The 655-nt window shown below is 76.5% G+C and carries 1 pseudogene; it reads right to left on the minus strand.

The window, feature by feature from the left end:
• Window positions 1–655 (minus strand): annotated as a pseudogene (locus PROKR_RS28990) (TM0106 family RecB-like putative nuclease); the annotation flags it as partial.

Below are 655 nucleotides of genomic sequence, written 5' to 3' on the forward strand. Positions count from 1 at the left end.
CCAGCGCCGCCCGCGCGGCATCCTCGGTGGCCTGCTCCTGGGCGTCGTGGGCCGGACCGCGCTGCGGTGCAAGGGCGACGGGCGCCTGGTCGTGCTGGTCCGCTCCCCCGGACAGGCGCTCACGCAGCACCACGACGTCGCGGCCGCGCCGGCCGTCCACGGAGTCGGCGGGCTCCTCCTCCCCGACCGACAGGATCATGCCGCCCGAGTGCTCGCCGCGGATCGCCCGCGCCTCCAGCTCGCCCACGACGGGCGGCACCGGCTGGTCGTAGAGCACGTGCACCGCGTCGCCCACGCCCAGGTCGGACCCGTCGATGCGCGACCCGTCGAGCATGCGGCCCACCAGCTCGACCTCCCGCGAGGCGAGCCGGTCGCGCCCGACCACGCCCCAGTCCCGCAGCACCCGCGAACGTTCCACGTGGAACGTCGACCGTCGACCGGGCCACTCGTCCAGCGGCAGCTCGAGCCGCGCGAAGTGTTCCTGCCAGAACGGCTTCTCCTCCCGCTGGTAGTACCCGACGGCCGCACCGAGCAGCGCGAGCGCCTGCACCTCCAGCGACCGGTCGCCCCGGTTCTCACCGACGCGCTCGGCGATCTCGGCTGCCAGCGCCAGCCGGCGCTCCCGGGCCTCGCGCCGGGCCTCGGCCCGGGCGGC

Origin of the sequence: Promicromonospora kroppenstedtii DSM 19349, from assembly GCF_000515355.1 — a bacterium.
In the GTDB taxonomy this organism is placed as follows: domain Bacteria; phylum Actinomycetota; class Actinomycetes; order Actinomycetales; family Cellulomonadaceae; genus Promicromonospora; species Promicromonospora kroppenstedtii.